This is a genomic window from Bacillus sp. FSL K6-2865 (assembly GCF_040311405.1).
Classification (GTDB): Bacteria; Bacillota; Bacilli; order Bacillales; family Bacillaceae; genus Bacillus; species Bacillus velezensis.
In genome coordinates, this window is the sequence record NZ_CP152036.1 from 12501 (window position 1) to 29327 (window position 16827).

The following is a 16827-nucleotide window of genomic DNA, read 5'->3' on the forward strand; positions in this document are numbered from 1 at the left end:
GAAGCAAGACCGGAAGGACTTGTGGAGCGCTTAGAAGTGAGAATGCCGGTATGAGTAGCGAAAGAGGGGTGAGAATCCCCTCCACCGAATGCCTAAGGTTTCCTGAGGAAGGCTCGTCCGCTCAGGGTTAGTCGGGACCTAAGCCGAGGCCGAAAGGCGTAGGCGATGGATAACAGGTTGATATTCCTGTACCACCTCCTCACCATTTGAGCAATGGGGGGACGCAGGAGGATAGGGTAAGCGCGGTATTGGATATCCGCGTCCAAGCAGTTAGGCTGGGAAATAGGCAAATCCGTTTCCCGTGAAGGCTGAGCTGTGATGGCGAGCGAATTATAGTAGCGAAGTTCCTGATTCCACACTGCCAAGAAAAGCCTCTAGCGAGGTGAGAGGTGCCCGTACCGCAAACCGACACAGGTAGGCGAGGAGAGAATCCTAAGGTGATCGAGAGAACTCTCGTTAAGGAACTCGGCAAAATGACCCCGTAACTTCGGGAGAAGGGGTGCTCTGTTAGGGTGCAAGCCCGAGAGAGCCGCAGTGAATAGGCCCAGGCGACTGTTTAGCAAAAACACAGGTCTCTGCGAAGCCGTAAGGCGAAGTATAGGGGCTGACGCCTGCCCGGTGCTGGAAGGTTAAGAGGAGCGCTTAGCGTAAGCGAAGGTGCGAATTGAAGCCCCAGTAAACGGCGGCCGTAACTATAACGGTCCTAAGGTAGCGAAATTCCTTGTCGGGTAAGTTCCGACCCGCACGAAAGGCGCAACGATCTGGGCACTGTCTCAACGAGAGACTCGGTGAAATTATAGTACCTGTGAAGATGCAGGTTACCCGCGACAGGACGGAAAGACCCCGTGGAGCTTTACTGCAGCCTGATATTGAATGTTGGTACAGCTTGTACAGGATAGGTAGGAGCCTTGGAAACCGGAGCGCCAGCTTCGGTGGAGGCATCGGTGGGATACTACCCTGGCTGTATTGACCTTCTAACCCGCCGCCCTTATCGGGCGGGGAGACAGTGTCAGGTGGGCAGTTTGACTGGGGCGGTCGCCTCCTAAAAGGTAACGGAGGCGCCCAAAGGTTCCCTCAGAATGGTTGGAAATCATTCGCAGAGTGTAAAGGCACAAGGGAGCTTGACTGCGAGACCTACAAGTCGAGCAGGGACGAAAGTCGGGCTTAGTGATCCGGTGGTTCCGCATGGAAGGGCCATCGCTCAACGGATAAAAGCTACCCCGGGGATAACAGGCTTATCTCCCCCAAGAGTCCACATCGACGGGGAGGTTTGGCACCTCGATGTCGGCTCATCGCATCCTGGGGCTGTAGTCGGTCCCAAGGGTTGGGCTGTTCGCCCATTAAAGCGGTACGCGAGCTGGGTTCAGAACGTCGTGAGACAGTTCGGTCCCTATCCGTCGCGGGCGCAGGAAATTTGAGAGGAGCTGTCCTTAGTACGAGAGGACCGGGATGGACGCACCGCTGGTGTACCAGTTGTTCTGCCAAGGGCATCGCTGGGTAGCTATGTGCGGACGGGATAAGTGCTGAAAGCATCTAAGCATGAAGCCCCCCTCAAGATGAGATTTCCCATTCCGCAAGGAAGTAAGATCCCTGAAAGATGATCAGGTTGATAGGTCTGAGGTGGAAGTGTGGCGACACATGGAGCTGACAGATACTAATCGATCGAGGACTTAACCAATTTGAATGTATGCTTACTGTTATCTAGTTTTGAGAGAACACTCTCAATGGTTTGGTGGCGATAGCGAAGAGGTCACACCCGTTCCCATGCCGAACACGGAAGTTAAGCTCTTCAGCGCCGATGGTAGTCGGGGGTTTCCCCCTGTGAGAGTAGGACGCCGCCAAGCTATATTATGGTAAAGGCAGCTCATCATGAGCTGCCTTTTTTGTTTATAAGTATTGCTTCAGGAAATTAGAAACGTAATACGGAAATTTGCGTTCCGTGACATCTAAGAACCGGCGGATCATCACATAATCATCACTGACATGCTGTGTCAGCAGTTCATACCACCACTCCGTTTCATATCTCGCAATCATCCCGATATTGTAGAGGACCAAATAATGAATAATCATTTCCGGAAGATGCAGGAAGTGATCACGCTGAGAGGGAATGTAATATTGATTTTTCTCCAAGTGAAACAATAAATTTGGCGAAGACCAAGATTCTCTGTCTATCGGGTCAGCCTCAAAAACCAAGTGGTTATGGTCTTTCCTCAGAAAAGACCACTTTAAATGATGGCTGATATATTCAGCAAATCGGGAATCAGACATATTGTAATGAATCACCGCATGCTCAGGCACTGAAATAAGGTCATCTTTGAGCTCTACTCGGGTCAGCCAATTCTTTTTCTCTTGGAAGTAAAAGACAGTATGCAATTCAGGTATGGCTGTCAGCAATTTCTTCATTGTGTACCGTTCTTCCTCAAGACCAGCTATCCCGAATAAGTGCTTCATTACATGAATACATAAGCCATTGCGCTGCACCTTCACTTCATCTACCCTAAAGGAGTAATTTTGCTTTTTGCGTTTCCGGGCAGTCACGCCATGCGCGAGTACTGAGGCGTGGCTTGGATAGCTTGGATCTGTGGTCAGAAGGCAGGCTTTCAGCAATTGTGACATCCCGTAAAACAACAGAATAGGCTTAATTTCTAAAGGGGAAAAAGATGCCTGCTTGTAGAAGGACTCGGCGTGTTTGATAAAGAATATGAAGCGCTCACTGTTCTTAAACGCATATCGTTTTGGTTCTTCCATGCCGCTTTCTGTATAGACTTTGTTTAGAAATTTCTGGGAAGATTCTACGGAATAAAATAATGATAACTCTTTCCACTCATGATCTCTCATATGTATTTTTAAACCCTTTCCTTTATCTAAATATTTCAACTCTTTTTCGCTTCCTTGACATGCTGTTTTCTAGTTGATAATCTACATATAATATTTTGCCGAAAAGAGGGGGATTTACTAATGTGGGAAAGTAAATTTTCAAAAGAAGGCTTAACGTTCGATGATGTACTGCTCGTACCGGCTCAATCAGACGTACTTCCGCGTGATGTGGATTTATCTGTTGAACTGACAAAGACGTTAAAGCTTAACATTCCTGTCATCAGTGCGGGAATGGATACAGTAACAGAATCAGCTATGGCGATTGCGATGGCCAGACAGGGCGGCTTGGGTATTATTCATAAAAACATGTCCATCGAGCAGCAGGCTGAACATGTTGACAAAGTCAAACGTTCTGAACGGGGCGTTATTACAAATCCCTTCTTTTTAACACCTGATCATCAAGTATTCGATGCGGAGCATTTGATGGGGAAATACAGAATTTCCGGTGTTCCGATCGTAGATAATAAAGACGATCAAAAGCTTGTCGGTATCATTACAAACCGTGACCTTCGCTTTATCTCTGATTATTCAATGAAAATCAGTGATGTCATGACAAAAGAAGAGCTGGTTACGGCTCCTGTGGGAACCACATTAGACGAAGCAGAAAAAATCTTACAGAAACATAAAATTGAAAAACTTCCGTTAGTGGATGACCAAAACAAATTAAAAGGTCTTATCACGATCAAAGATATTGAAAAGGTTATCGAATTCCCGAATTCATCTAAAGATGAACACGGACGCCTTATTGTCGGCGCTGCGGTAGGCGTGACAGGCGATACAATGACACGCGTCAGCAAGCTTGTTGAAGCGAATGTCGACGTTATCGTGGTTGATACGGCTCACGGACATTCCAGAGGCGTACTGAACACAGTCGCGAAAATCCGTGAAACATATCCTGAACTGAACATTATCGCAGGAAATGTTGCAACGGCTGAAGCGACAAAAGCTCTGATTGAAGCCGGAGCAAATATTGTCAAAGTGGGAATCGGACCTGGTTCTATCTGTACGACACGCGTCGTTGCAGGTGTAGGCGTACCGCAGATCACTGCCATTTATGATTGTGCCACTGAAGCGAGAAAACACGGCGCGACAATTATCGCAGACGGCGGTATTAAATTCTCCGGAGATATTACGAAAGCGTTGGCTTCAGGCGGACATGCCGTAATGCTCGGAAGCCTGCTTGCCGGTACTTCAGAAAGCCCGGGAGAGACTGAAATCTATCAAGGCAGAAGATTTAAAGTGTATCGCGGTATGGGTTCTGTCGCTGCCATGGAAAAAGGCAGTAAAGACCGATATTTCCAAGAAGAAAATAAGAAATTCGTCCCTGAAGGTATCGAAGGACGGACTCCGTACAAAGGTCCTGTAGAAGAAACAGTGTATCAGCTTGTCGGCGGTCTTCGTTCAGGGATGGGATATTGCGGTTCAAAAGACTTGCGCGCTTTAAGAGAAGAGGCTCAATTCATCCGTATGACAGGTGCCGGACTTCGCGAAAGTCATCCGCATGATGTCCAAATTACGAAAGAATCACCAAACTATACAATCTCATAATTGTTACAAATAAAAAACATTTGACAGGGTCGCTGACTCTGTCTATTTTTTTTATATCGAGTGTGATAAAATTTATACTGTTGTGTTTTGAATTTGAATATGTCCTTAACGGCTTAATTATAGATTTAAAATGAATGACGGAGGTCGTAAGATTGAACATCACGAAATGGAAACAGCTGTTGGTGTCATTAGTGGTACTGGCACTGGCCGCAACTTGCTTTGTTCCAATGTCTAAAGCGGAGGCAGCCGGCAATGACCCGATTGATGTCAACGCATCAGCTGCGATAATGATTGAGGCTTCATCGGGAAAAATTTTATACAGTAAAAATGCAGACAAAAGACTGCCGATTGCCAGCATGACAAAAATGATGACTGAATATCTGCTTCTGGAAGCCATTAAAGAAGGAAAAGTGAAATGGGATCAAACGTATACTCCTGATGATTATGTCTATGAAATTTCTCAAGACAACAGTTTATCAAACGTCCCCCTTCGAAAAGACGGCAAATACACGGTTAAAGAACTGTATCAGGCTATGGCGATTTACTCTGCCAACGGAGCCGCGATTGCAGTTGCCGAAATTCTTGCCGGAACTGAAACGAAATTTGTCGCTGAAATGAATGCGAAAGCCAAAGAATTAGGCATGACAAACTATGATTTTAAAAATGCCACAGGGCTTGTGAATGAAGACCTTCACGGCAAGCAGCCGCAAGGAGAAGGCGTTAAAGAAGAGAGTGAAGTTTCTGCTAAAGACATGGCGCTTCTTGCAGACCGCCTGATCACTGATTATCCGGAAGTTCTCAAAACAACAAGCATCGCTAAAACGAAATTCAGAGCCGGCACTGATGATGAAATGGACATGCCGAACTGGAACTTCATGTTAAAAGGTCTTGTTTCTGAATACCCTGGCGTTGACGGCTTAAAAACGGGTTCTACTGATTCTGCGGGATCTTGTTTTACAAGCACAGCACAGCGGAACGGAATGCGGGTCATCACCGTTGTATTAAACGCAAAAGGCAACCTGCATACCGGACGTTTTGATGAAACGAAAAAAATGCTCGATTACGCATTTAACGGCAATTTCTCAATGAAAGATCTTTACCCTGAAGGCTCTCAAGTAAAAGGGCACAAAACGATTGACGTTGAAAAAGGGAAAGACAAGCAAGTCGATATTGTTACTGACAAGGCGCTTTCTATTCCTGTGAAAAGCGGGGATGAAAAGAACTATAAAGCCGAAGTGACTTTAGATAAAAAAGAAATCACGGCTCCTGTGAAAAAGGGAACGAAAGTCGGAACGCTGACAGTTACATACAAAGGCAGTGACAAAGACTATGGCTTCCTCAAATCCAAAGAGTTCAGCGTGAATCTTGTTACGAAAAATGATGTAGATAAAGCAAACTGGTTTGTTCAGATGATGCGCGGCATCGGCGGATTCTTCTCCGGTATCTGGAACAGCGCCGTTGACACGGTAACAGGCTGGTTTTAAGAAATAAGAAAGAGCTCTGATGAAAGTTAGGGCTCTTTTGCTTAATATACTGAAAACCAAATTATTAGTAAAAAAATGATATCTATCTTATTCATCTCGCTGTAAAATAAGAATACCCATATGAAATATTGTATTTCTGGGATACAATAAGAGATAGAAATTATCTAACTATACATTGACTAGGGGGACCAAATAATGGCTCAAACAGGTACTGATCGTGTAAAACGCGGCATGGCGGAAATGCAAAAAGGCGGCGTCATCATGGACGTTGTAAATGCTGAACAAGCGAAGATTGCGGAAGAGGCGGGAGCTGTTGCCGTAATGGCGTTAGAACGCGTTCCGGCTGATATTCGCGCTGCCGGCGGTGTTGCCCGCATGGCTGATCCGACAATCGTTGAAGAAGTAATGAATGCTGTATCCATTCCCGTAATGGCAAAAGCGCGTATCGGACATATCGTTGAAGCGCGTGTCCTTGAAGCAATGGGAGTAGATTACATCGATGAAAGTGAAGTTCTGACTCCGGCTGACGAAGAATTTCATTTAAATAAAAACGAATATACAGTCCCGTTCGTATGCGGCTGCCGTGATCTCGGCGAAGCAACGCGCCGTATCGCCGAAGGAGCTTCCATGCTTCGTACAAAAGGCGAACCGGGAACAGGAAACATTGTGGAAGCTGTCCGCCATATGAGAAAAGTAAACGCGCAAGTGCGCAAAGTTGTTGCGATGAGCGATGATGAGCTGATGACTGAAGCTAAAAACCTCGGCGCTCCTTATGAACTGCTTCTTCAAATCAAGCGTGACGGCAAACTGCCTGTAGTGAACTTTGCTGCCGGCGGAGTAGCGACGCCTGCTGACGCGGCATTGATGATGCAGCTTGGCGCTGACGGCGTATTTGTCGGTTCAGGTATTTTCAAATCAGACAACCCTGCTAAATTCGCCAAAGCAATTGTTGAAGCAACGACTCATTACACAGACTACAAACTGATCGCTGAGCTTTCTAAAGAATTAGGCACAGCGATGAAAGGAATCGAAATCTCAAATCTATTGCCGGAACAGCGTATGCAAGAACGCGGCTGGTAAAACCATAGGAGAGCTGGAAGCATGTTAACAATTGGTGTACTTGGACTTCAAGGAGCAGTAAGAGAACATATTCGTTCAATTGAAGCATGTGGTTCAAAAGGTGTCGTCATTAAGCGTCCTGAACAGCTGAATGACATCGACGGCTTAATCCTGCCGGGCGGGGAAAGCACGACGATGCGGCGTTTAATGGATACGTATCATTTTATGGAGCCGCTTCGCGAGTTTGCCGCCCAAGGCAAGCCGATGTTCGGCACATGCGCCGGTCTGATCATTTTAGCCAAAGAGATAGCGGGAACGGATAACGCTCATTTAGGGCTGTTGAACGTTGTCGTCGAGCGTAATTCCTTTGGCCGTCAGGTTGACAGCTTTGAAGCTGATCTGACGATTAAAGGCCTTGATGAGCCGTTTACGGGTGTATTTATTCGCGCGCCGCATATTTTAGAAGCCGGAGAAGATGTTGAAGTGCTTTGTGAGCATAACGGACGCATCGTGGCTGCAAAGCAGGGGAATTTCCTCGGCTGCTCGTTCCATCCTGAACTGACGGATGATCACCGGGTGACAGAGCTGTTTGTGAAGATGGCGGAAAAGCATAAGCAGGAAACAGCTGTATAAAACAGTTGAAAACCGCTGATACTTATAGTACATTATAAACACAAATAAAGATCGAAAAGCGTTGACAGGAAGCAGTAGGAAGCCTCTCTTTCAAAGAGAGCCGATGGGTGGTGCGAATCGGTGAAAGATGCTGTCCGAATCCGTCCTTGAGCGAAATGCTGAAAACAAGTAGGCATTTACGGGAAAACCGTTATGTGTTAAAGCGGGAAGCAAGTGTGAGCTTGTTTTCAATCAGGGTGGCAACGCGAGAGCTCTCGTCCCTTTTAGGGGATGAGGGCTCTTTTTTATTTTCGATAAAAACAGATAGGAGTTGTTAGGCATGATTGATACGAAGGTGCTGAGAGCCAATTTTCAAGAGGTAAAAGCGAAGCTCATTCCAAAAGGCGAAGACTTATCTGACTTTGACAAGTTTGAAGAGCTGGACGAAAAGAGAAGAGAGCTTATCGGTAAAGTAGAAGAACTGAAGGGAAAACGCAATGAAGTATCTCAGCAGGTCGCCGTTTTGAAACGGGAGAAAAAAGACGCTGATCATATTATTAAAGAGATGCGCGAAGTGGGCGAAGAAATTAAGAAGCTTGATGAAGAGCTTCGTACGGTCGAAACGACGCTCGAAACCATCCTTCTGTCTATTCCGAACATCCCGCACGATTCAGTGCCCGTCGGGGAAACGGAAGATGATAACATTGAAATCCGCAAGTGGGGAGAGGCGCCGGCGTTTTCATATGAGCCGAAACCGCATTGGGATATCGCAGACCATTTAAACATTCTTGATTTCGAACGCGCTTCAAAAGTAACAGGCAGCCGGTTTGTGTTTTATAAAGGATTAGGCGCCCGCCTCGAACGCGCGCTCTACAACTTTATGCTGGATCTTCACGTTGATGAATATGATTACACGGAAGTCATTCCTCCTTATATGGTAAACCGTACGAGCATGACAGGCACGGGACAGCTTCCTAAATTTGAAGAGGATGCTTTTAAAATCAGAGAAGAGGATTATTTCTTAATTCCGACGGCGGAAGTGCCGATTACAAATATGCACCGCGATGAAATCTTATCCGGTGAGAACCTGCCGATCAATTATGCCGCATTCAGCGCTTGCTTCCGTTCAGAAGCGGGATCTGCCGGCCGTGATACACGCGGTTTGATCCGCCAGCATCAGTTCAACAAGGTTGAGCTTGTGAAATTCGTGAAGCCGGAAGATTCTTATGAGGAGCTTGAAAAACTGACGAATCAAGCTGAGCGGGTGCTTCAGCTGCTTGAACTGCCGTATCGTGTCATGAGCATGTGTACCGGTGATCTCGGCTTTACAGCCGCGAAAAAGTACGATATTGAGGTATGGATTCCAAGCCAAGACACATACCGTGAAATTTCTTCTTGCAGTAACTTTGAGGCCTTCCAGGCGAGACGCGCAAACATTCGATTCAGACGCGAAGCGAAAGGCAAGCCGGAGCATGTGCATACATTAAACGGTTCAGGTCTTGCAGTCGGCAGAACAGTAGCTGCCATCTTAGAAAACTATCAGCAGGAAGACGGAAGTGTCATCATTCCGAAAGTGCTTCGTCCTTATATGGGAAATAAAGAAGTCATCAAACCGTAAAAGGTGCGCCCTAGAGGCGCGCCTTTTTTGCTGCCCGGTATAGAGCGGCGGCATTCCGGGCTGTGCTTTCAAGGTTAAAACGGCCGGATGCTAAGGCGTCTTCAAGACTTACAGCGCCGGGCACGATAGAAAATACAGCTGTTATTCCTGCGCTGTAAACATGCTCGAAATTTTTGCCTAAGGAGCCCGCCAATGCGATAACGGGAATTTCTTGAGCGGCTGCGCGTGCGGCGATCCCGGCGGGGGTTTTGCCGAATATCGTTTGTCCGTCTATCTGCCCCTCTCCGGTAATGACAAGGTCAGCGCCCCTTATCTGATCTGAGAAGGACAGTGTATCTAATACAACGTCAATCCCGCTTTGAAGTTCTGCCTGTAAGAAAGCGATCAGTCCGGCGCCGAGTCCCCCTGCGGCGCCCGCGCCTATTACGGTATCCGCTTCGATATCGTGCTGACGTCTCAATACGTCAGCGAAATGGCGTAAGTTGCGATCCAATACAACTTTAGTCTTCTCGGATGCCCCTTTTTGCGTGCCGAAGACATATGAAGCGCCGTTTTCACCAGTCAGGGGATTTTCGACATCACATGCGGCACGGATACGAATATGTTTCAGATCAGGGGAGAGGCCGCTTATATCAATAGAAGCCAGGGTGTGCAGCGAGCCTCCGCCGTCAGGTATCTCCTGACCTTCCTCATTTAAGAAACGCACACCGAGCGCGCTCGCCATTCCGGTCCCGCCGTCATTGGTTGCGCTCCCGCCAAGCCCGATGATGATCTCACCCGCCCCGCGGGAAGCTGCATCTGCTATCAGTTCACCAGTTCCTCTTGTTGTTGTGTTCAACGGATCTCTGAGATGGCGGGGAACGAGATGGAGTCCCGATGCTTCCGCCATTTCAATGACTGCCGTGCGTCCGTCTCCCAGAAGTCCATATGCGGCGTTTACCGGCGTTCCCAGCGGACCGGTCACAGTTTTTTTGATGATGCTTCCGCCAGTGGCATCCGTCAAAGCCTGAACGGTTCCTTCTCCGCCGTCGGCCGCAGGTATCTTGAAATATTCCGCGTCAGGGAAGACCGCTTTGAATCCTTTTTCTATGCTGTCAGCGGCTTCTTTTGATGTCATGCTTTCTTTGAAAGAATCCGGTGCAATGATGATTTTCATTATGTTCTCCACCTTTATGAGCAGGTATCTGTTTGAATCTATTCTTGATTTTTCTGTGTGTTCCTGCCCGTATGGCATACTGAGGTTGAATTGGACGCAAGACTTTTGTATGATAGTAAAGCTGACGGACAAGCCGTTTAAGAAATGAAATAAAAAAAATGAAAAAGCGCTTGACTGAAATTTAGGTCATGTGGTATATTATTAAATGTCGATACGGAGGAATACCCAAGTCTGGCTGAAGGGATCGGTCTTGAAAACCGACAGGGGTGTCAAAGCCCGCGGGGGTTCGAATCCCTCTTCCTCCGCCATATTGATTTTAAACCTAATGAAACTCGAGCATATATTGGAGATTGTTTTGTCCGCTGCATGTGATGCAGCGGATTTTTTATATGCAAAAAAAGCGATTTTCTCTGTTCGGGGAAAATCGCTTTGTTATTTTTATTTATTTCTGTTTTCGTTGATCACGTGACTGATTTTTTCGATCAAAGGTTCCAGTGACTGTTCATCAGCTTCAAGGTCATAATCTTCAATGCGTACTTTCAGCACAGGGCAGGCGTTAAAACCGCTGATCCAGTCTTCGTACCGTGTATACATCTCTTCCCAATAGGATCGGTTTGTCTGCAGCTCCATCTCGCGGCCCCGCTTTTCAATCCGGTTTATAATGTTTTCAAGGTCGCCTTCTAAATAGATCAAAACATCAGGATGCGGGAAGTACGGCGTCATGACCATCGCCTCAAATAGACTTGTGTATGTTGTGTAATCTGTCAGCGACATGGTTCCTTTATCGGCATGCATTTTTGCGAATATGCCTGTATCTTCATAAATCGAACGGTCCTGCACGAATCCGCCGCCTGATTCAAACATGTTTTTCTGCTCTTTGAACCGCTCAGCCAGAAAATAAATTTGCAAATGGAAGCTCCAGCGTTCAAAATCGTGATAAAACTTCTCTAAATAAGGGTTTTCATCCACTTCCTCGAGTGAGGTATGAAACCCGAGCCGTTTTGCTAAAGCTTTGGTCAAAGTCGATTTTCCGACTCCTACCGTTCCAGCTACTGTGATAATGGCGTTGTTTGGAATATGAATGTCTTTCATTTAATAAGCTCCTTTACCTGACGGGCAATTCTTTCATAGTCTGTCTTATTCAAAACAAAGTCTTCGGTATCACCGTCAATGGTCAGTACAGATAGATCCGGATCTTCTTCCTGAAGCTGTCTGAAGGCTGTGTCATAATCTGCAATGAGACGTTCCAGATATTGATGCTCGATATTTTTCTCAAACGGGCGCCCGCGTTTTTCAATGCGTTGAAGCAATGTCGGCAGGCTTGCCTTTATGTATACAATGATATTCGGTTTCGGCAGGTCGTGAGTGAGCAGATGATAAATCTGCTTATACTTCTCAAGCTTTTGGCCGTGCAATGTACGCTCTGCGAAAATAACATTTTTATAAATATGATAATCGGACAAAACGGGCTGTCCTTGTTTTAAATAATCTCGATCGGTGTCTTCAAGCTGTTTATACCTGTGACATAGAAAAAACATTTCAAGCTGGAAACTCCACTCCTCGATATTGTCATAAAACTTATCGAGATAAGGGTTGTCTTCCACAATCTCATTAATCATAGGAAAACCGAGCTCTTCAGAAAGCATCGTAGCGAGTGTCGTTTTTCCTGCCCCGATAGGACCTTCTACCGCGATAAAAGGGGCTCTGTTCATTGAAAATCCTCCTTAATTCTGTAAACATCCGTCAGCTGCCGGCCTTTATATTGTATCACACTCTCAGAAAAGCCCATGAAAAAAGACGCTTCCAATTAACGAAACGTCTCTTTCACAATATGAAATTGATCGCCGAGCAAAAGCCAGTTTTGCGGGAAGGAGAGGCCGAGTTTCCAATAGCTGATTCCTCTTAAATGAAGTTCTTTAATTAAATTGAATTTCGCTTGAATGGATCGTGCGTCTTCAAACCATACTTCATGCCGTCTCTGATTTTCATCCGTGTAACGAAAGAATGGAGCCTGGGCGGTTTCGTCATATTGAATGTCGACTTTATGGCGTGCTGCCAGAGCGATTGCCTGCTGAGGACTGACGGCTTTGGCTGTCGTTCCCTGTTTAAAAGGCAGTGTCCAATCATAGCCGTACATATTCTGGCCCATGACGATTTTTGAAGAAGGCATTTCCGTCAGCGCGTACTCAATGACATTTCTTACAGGGCCGATAGGTGATACGGCCTGAGCCGGGCCTCCGCTGTACCCCCACTCATATGTCATAATTACGACAAAATCGACGATTTCTCCATGTGCCCTATAGTCATGTGCTTCGTACCATTTGCCGGCCTGGGTCGCGCTCGTTTTCGGAGCAAGCGCCGTTGAAATTTTCCAGCCTTCCCGATGAAAAATCGTCCTCGCTTCACGTAAAAAACGATTGTAGGCTTCTCTGTCCTGTGGACGTAAATATTCGAAATCAAAGTGAATATCGCGAAAGCCGTACTTTTTAGCCGTGGAGACGATTTCCTGAAAGAGTTTTGTTTTCACTGCATTGTCATTCAAGATGAGCCGCCCGAGTTCATCGCTGAATGCGTCATTTTCAAGGTTGGTGATGATCATCATCAGGGTGGTGTTGTGCCTGTCACTGATGCTTTTTAAATTGGTCAGAGGCGGTTCCTTTAAAGTCCCGTTCCGCTGCACTTGAAAACTGAATGCGCCAAGGTATGTTAAATAAGGAGAGGCCTCCCTTGCCGCCTGCTGCAGATTAGCGCTTACGCTCGTTCCCCGCGGTTCTATATATGCGTTTGATTCGATATCGGGCTTATTCGCCTGCTGCGGAATGTAAAGGCGGGTTCCGGCTCTCAATGTGGTGCCAGGCTGAATTCCGTTAACCCTCGCAAGCTCCGCGGCCGATATATGGAAACGGCCGGCGATTGCCGCAAGAGTATCACCTTGTTTCACTTCGTAATATTGACCCTCAATCGGGATGACAAGGGTTTGTCCGACAACCAATGTATTTGGATTAGGCAGTTTATTTGCTTCCGCAATGACATTTGCGGCAGTCCGGTAGCGCGCCGCAATAGCGGAAAGCGTGTCGCCCCGTTTCACTATATAGATCTGAATGAAAAACGCCTCCTTTCATATCCGCTATCAAATATATGAAAAAAGGAGGCTGATCATGTTTATTTTTCGGCGGTAATTTGTTTTTCCGTGGTTATTTCTGCGAAGAGAACATTCTCCATCATGGTCAAAGCGAAATCATTGTCTTCGTCGTTATTGGAAGCGGTGCAGTCTTTCGGAATGGCAATGCTGTATTCTCTCATATAGGCGTCGTTGGCCGTGAACAGCACACAAATGTTCCCGGCAATCCCCGTGATGACTAATCGGTTCACTTGTAATTCGGTCAGAAGGGTGTGAAGCGCAGTTTCGTAAAAAGCGGAATGCTTCGGTTTAATGAGAAAATAATCATCCGGCTGAGGCGAAATATCTTTTATAATGGGGGCGCTTCTGTCGTTGCTGCATTCCTCCCTGATGGCATCAATATCAGCCTTCCAGAGCCCGTAATGATCATTAATATAAATAATCGGCCAGTTGCTTTGTTTTGCATGCTTCTTTAATGATAAAATACGGGGGACAATTTGTTTGGTTTTTTCAGCAAGACGTTCGCCCATATCAAATTGAAAATTGTTAATCATATCGACAATCAGGAGGGCTGTGTTGTTAGGTTCAGACAATACCGGCAACTCCTTTCTGCTGGGGTATTCCTATTTTAACCTTTATGAGACATGAAAAAACTTAAGAAGAGAGCTCGAACCTATGAATGATGAATATTATATGAGAGAAGCCATAAAAGAAGCGAAGAAAGCCGAAGCGAAAGGTGAAGTGCCGATCGGAGCAGTTCTTGTTCTGCACGATGAGATCGTGGCGCGGGCGCATAATCTGCGGGAGACTGAACAGAGGTCGCTTGCCCACGCCGAAATGCTGGCGATAGACGAAGCGTGCCGTAAGCTGGGGACATGGAGACTTGAGGATGCCGTTCTTTATGTCACTTTGGAGCCGTGTCCGATGTGCGCTGGGGCTGTTGTGCTTTCGAGAGTCGATAAGGTCGTATTCGGCGCATTTGATCCCAAGGGGGGCTGTACAGGAACGCTGATGAACCTCTTGCAGGAAGAGCGGTTCAACCACCAAGCGGAAGTGGTGAGCGGCGTGCTCGGAGAAGAGTGCGGAGAAATGCTCAGCGCTTTTTTCAGAAAGCTGCGCCGGAAAAAGAAAGACATGAGGAAAAAGTTGTCTGAGTAGTACGGTTGCATTTTCTGCCTGAAGCAGATATACTTATGTGTGCATCATGAATGGTGCGCATATAAAAATTTGATATTTATTTTGCCGTGCTAAGCGGGGAGGTAGCGGTGCCCTGTACCCGCAATCCGCTCTAGCGGGGCCGAATCCCTTCTCGAGGTTCGTTTACTGTAAGGTCTGCCTTAAGTAAGTGGCGTTGACGTCTGGGTCCTGCGCAATGGGAATTCATGAACCATGTCAGGTCCGGAAGGAAGCAGCATTAAGTGAAACCTCTCATGTGCCGCAGGGTTGCCTGGGCTGAGCTAACTGCTTAAGTAACGCTTAGGGTAGCGAATCGACAGAAGGTGCACGGTAAATCAATCATCAAATTTCAGACTCACCTGTTTATGGCAGGTGAGTTTTTTCGTATATGAAAAACGGGTTTTGGCGTTAAAAGCACGTTCATGTATAATAAACATGATGAATAACAGAGGAGGGCGCATCCTGTGGGTTACCAAGCTTTATATCGAGTATTTAGGCCTCAGCAGTTTGAAGATGTGGTCGGACAGGAACACATTACGAAAACGCTGCAAAATGCCCTTTTGCAAAAGAAATTTTCTCATGCATATCTGTTTTCTGGACCTCGGGGAACGGGAAAAACCAGTGCAGCTAAAATATTTGCGAAAGCAGTCAACTGTGAGCACGCCCCCGTAGAAGAACCGTGCAATGAATGTGCGGCGTGCAAGGGGATCACAAACGGCTCTATATCAGATGTGATTGAAATAGATGCGGCGTCGAATAACGGCGTAGACGAAATCCGCGACATCCGTGACAAAGTAAAATTCGCCCCGTCGGCCGTCACCTACAAAGTATATATTATAGATGAGGTGCATATGCTCTCTATCGGCGCATTTAATGCGCTTCTGAAAACGCTGGAAGAACCGCCGGCACATTGCATTTTCATATTAGCTACGACTGAGCCTCATAAGATTCCTTTAACCATTATCTCCAGATGTCAGCGTTTTGACTTCAAACGGATTACATCCAAAGCAATTGTCGGACGAATGAAGACAATCGTCGATGCAGAGCAGCTGAAGGTGGAAGAAGGAGCCCTTGATATCATAGCGAGTGCTGCGGACGGAGGAATGAGGGACGCGCTGAGCCTGCTCGATCAAGCCGTATCATTCAGCGGCGAGGAGCTGTCGGTGGATGACGCATTGCTCATTACCGGAGCCGTTTCTCAGCACTATATTGGAAAACTGGCATCTGCTCTTCACCGCAAACAGGTTTCCGAGGCATTGGAAACACTGAATGAATTGCTCCAGCAGGGGAAAGATGCGGCCAAACTGATTGAAGATATGATTTTCTATTTCAGGGATATGCTCTTGTACCAGGCCGCTCCCGGTTTAGAAGGAGTCCTGGAAAAGGTGAAGGTCGATGAAACGTTTCGGAATCTGAGCGGTGAAATACCGGCCCCCGCTTTATATGAGATGATTGATATCCTGAATAAAAGCCATCAGGAAATGAAGTGGACGAACCACCCAAGAATCTTTTTTGAAGTGGCTGTCGTGAAAATATGCCAGACGGCACAGCAATCCGCCGGAGACATCCCTGAGGTCGGCATGCTGATGAATAAGATCCAGCAGCTTGAGCAGGAAGTAGAAAGGCTGAAAACCTCCGGTGTGAAGGTTCAGATGGAAAGCGCTCCGAAAGAAGCTCCGCGTCCTCAAAAAGGCGGAAAAAGCCATTACAAAGCTCCGGTCGGAAGAATTCATGAGATATTGAAGGAAGCCACAAGACCTGAACTTGAACAGCTTAAAAGCAGCTGGGGCAAGCTGCTGGCACACCTGAAACAGCAGAATAAGGTGTCTCATGCGGCTCTGTTGAATGACAGTGAACCGGTGGCTGCTGCTCAAAAGGCATTTGTACTTAAATTTAAATACGAAATCCATTGTAAAATGGTTGCAGAAGACAATAACGGAGTCCGTACGAATCTTGAACAGATTCTCGAATCAATGCTCGGGAAAAGAATGGATTTGATTGGCGTTCCGGAAGCACAATGGGGTAAAATAAGAGAAGAATTTTTAAATGATCACCAGCAGGAAAGTGAAGGATCAAACGAACCGGCTGAAGAAGATCCGCTGATTGCAGAGGCGAAAAAACTTGTCGGAGCGGATTTAATCGAAATAAAAGACTAATAAGATGAAAGAGAGTGATT

The 16827-nt window shown here is 46.6% G+C and carries 13 protein-coding genes, 1 tRNA gene, 2 rRNA genes, 1 other RNA gene and 1 other annotated feature (1 of these 18 cut by a window edge); of the genes, 11 read left to right on the plus strand and 6 right to left on the minus strand.

Annotated elements, in window-relative coordinates:
- Together NYE42_RS00055 and rrf are read left to right on the plus strand one after the other, a co-directional pair.
- Positions 1-1678 (plus strand): 23S ribosomal RNA (locus tag NYE42_RS00055); it begins 1252 nt to the left of the window's first position.
- Between the two features lie 50 nt (positions 1679-1728).
- Positions 1729-1844 (plus strand): 5S ribosomal RNA (gene rrf, locus NYE42_RS00060).
- Between the two features lie 43 nt (positions 1845-1887).
- On the opposite strand, the gene NYE42_RS00065 is transcribed toward rrf, so the two are convergent.
- Positions 1888-2838, minus strand: coding sequence for a YaaC family protein (locus tag NYE42_RS00065; RefSeq protein ID WP_352426999.1), 951 nt, complete (start codon positions 2836-2838; stop codon positions 1888-1890).
- Positions 2839-2958: 120 nt separating this feature from the next.
- Here NYE42_RS00065 and guaB point away from each other — a divergent pair, with 120 nt between their 5' ends.
- From guaB to serS, 5 genes are all read left to right on the plus strand, one after another.
- Positions 2959-4425 carry an IMP dehydrogenase gene (gene guaB / locus NYE42_RS00070; RefSeq protein ID WP_003150717.1) on the plus strand — a complete coding sequence of 489 codons (1467 nt, stop codon included), beginning with the start codon at positions 2959-2961 and terminating at the stop codon, positions 4423-4425.
- A gap of 152 nt (positions 4426-4577) precedes the next feature.
- A complete protein-coding gene (gene dacA, locus NYE42_RS00075; protein ID WP_039253075.1) occupies positions 4578-5909 on the plus strand; it encodes a D-alanyl-D-alanine carboxypeptidase in 1332 nt (443 codons plus the stop codon).
- Between the two features lie 195 nt (positions 5910-6104).
- Entirely contained in the window at positions 6105-6989 is an 885-nt protein-coding gene (gene pdxS, locus NYE42_RS00080) for a pyridoxal 5'-phosphate synthase lyase subunit PdxS (RefSeq protein ID WP_003150714.1), read from the plus strand.
- Between the two features lie 21 nt (positions 6990-7010).
- The gene (gene pdxT, locus NYE42_RS00085) at positions 7011-7601 is read left to right on the plus strand and encodes a pyridoxal 5'-phosphate synthase glutaminase subunit PdxT (protein WP_007615126.1); all 591 of its coding nucleotides are present in this window, start codon (positions 7011-7013) and stop codon (positions 7599-7601) included.
- 52 nt (positions 7602-7653) lie between these two features.
- Positions 7654-7866 (plus strand) — a binding site (T-box leader).
- A gap of 54 nt (positions 7867-7920) precedes the next feature.
- A complete protein-coding gene (gene serS, locus NYE42_RS00090) occupies positions 7921-9198 on the plus strand; it encodes a serine--tRNA ligase (protein ID WP_007408744.1) in 1278 nt (425 codons plus the stop codon).
- Positions 9199-9208: 10 nt separating this feature from the next.
- Here the strand turns inward: serS and NYE42_RS00095 are convergent, their stop codons facing one another.
- Positions 9209-10354: a glycerate kinase gene (locus tag NYE42_RS00095; protein ID WP_352426686.1), complete on the minus strand. Its 1146-nt coding sequence runs from the start codon at positions 10352-10354 to the stop codon at positions 9209-9211.
- 215 nt (positions 10355-10569) lie between these two features.
- On the opposite strand from NYE42_RS00095, the gene NYE42_RS00100 reads away from it, so the two are divergent.
- A tRNA-Ser gene (locus NYE42_RS00100) sits at positions 10570-10662 on the plus strand.
- 130 nt (positions 10663-10792) lie between these two features.
- On the opposite strand, the gene dck is transcribed toward NYE42_RS00100, so the two are convergent.
- The 4 genes from dck to NYE42_RS00120 all read right to left on the minus strand — a co-directional run bounded on the left by dck (position 10793) and on the right by NYE42_RS00120 (position 14068).
- Positions 10793-11446: a deoxyadenosine/deoxycytidine kinase gene (dck, locus tag NYE42_RS00105; RefSeq protein WP_007615132.1), complete on the minus strand. Its 654-nt coding sequence runs from the start codon at positions 11444-11446 to the stop codon at positions 10793-10795.
- Positions 11443-12066: a deoxyguanosine kinase gene (gene dgk, locus NYE42_RS00110; protein WP_352426687.1), complete on the minus strand. Its 624-nt coding sequence runs from the start codon at positions 12064-12066 to the stop codon at positions 11443-11445. The genes dck and dgk overlap by 4 nt, the downstream gene beginning before the upstream one ends.
- A 95-nt stretch (positions 12067-12161) precedes the next feature.
- The gene (locus NYE42_RS00115) at positions 12162-13445 is read right to left on the minus strand and encodes a glycoside hydrolase family 18 protein (protein WP_352427000.1); all 1284 of its coding nucleotides are present in this window, start codon (positions 13443-13445) and stop codon (positions 12162-12164) included.
- 71 nt (positions 13446-13516) lie between these two features.
- On the minus strand, positions 13517-14068 hold the full coding sequence (locus NYE42_RS00120) for an isochorismatase family cysteine hydrolase (RefSeq protein ID WP_076982851.1): 552 nt from the start codon (positions 14066-14068) through the stop codon (positions 13517-13519).
- An 82-nt stretch (positions 14069-14150) separates the two neighbouring features.
- On the opposite strand from NYE42_RS00120, the gene tadA reads away from it, so the two are divergent.
- From tadA to dnaX, 3 genes are all read left to right on the plus strand, one after another.
- Positions 14151-14633 (plus strand): tRNA adenosine(34) deaminase TadA, encoded by a 483-nt coding sequence (gene tadA / locus NYE42_RS00125; protein ID WP_064115756.1) that lies wholly within the window; start codon positions 14151-14153, stop codon positions 14631-14633.
- 84 nt (positions 14634-14717) lie between these two features.
- Positions 14718-14982, plus strand: an RNA gene (ffs, locus tag NYE42_RS00130) — signal recognition particle sRNA large type.
- Between the two features lie 133 nt (positions 14983-15115).
- On the plus strand, positions 15116-16807 hold the full coding sequence (gene dnaX, locus NYE42_RS00135) for a DNA polymerase III subunit gamma/tau (RefSeq protein ID WP_151295855.1): 1692 nt from the start codon (positions 15116-15118) through the stop codon (positions 16805-16807).
- Positions 16808-16827: the final 20 nt, after the last annotated feature.

Coding starts and splice junctions, on each gene's coding strand:
- NYE42_RS00065 (WP_352426999.1), bottom strand. CDS start 2,838: ATGAGAGATCATGAGTGGAAAGAGTTATCATTATTTTATTCCGTAGAA.
- guaB (WP_003150717.1), top strand. CDS start 2,959: ATGTGGGAAAGTAAATTTTCAAAAGAAGGCTTAACGTTCGATGATGTA.
- pdxS (WP_003150714.1), top strand. CDS start 6,105: ATGGCTCAAACAGGTACTGATCGTGTAAAACGCGGCATGGCGGAAATG.
- pdxT (WP_007615126.1), top strand. CDS start 7,011: ATGTTAACAATTGGTGTACTTGGACTTCAAGGAGCAGTAAGAGAACAT.
- serS (WP_007408744.1), top strand. CDS start 7,921: ATGATTGATACGAAGGTGCTGAGAGCCAATTTTCAAGAGGTAAAAGCG.
- NYE42_RS00095 (WP_352426686.1), bottom strand. CDS start 10,354: ATGAAAATCATCATTGCACCGGATTCTTTCAAAGAAAGCATGACATCA.
- dck (WP_007615132.1), bottom strand. CDS start 11,446: ATGAAAGACATTCATATTCCAAACAACGCCATTATCACAGTAGCTGGA.
- dgk (WP_352426687.1), bottom strand. CDS start 12,066: ATGAACAGAGCCCCTTTTATCGCGGTAGAAGGTCCTATCGGGGCAGGA.
- tadA (WP_064115756.1), top strand. CDS start 14,151: ATGAATGATGAATATTATATGAGAGAAGCCATAAAAGAAGCGAAGAAA.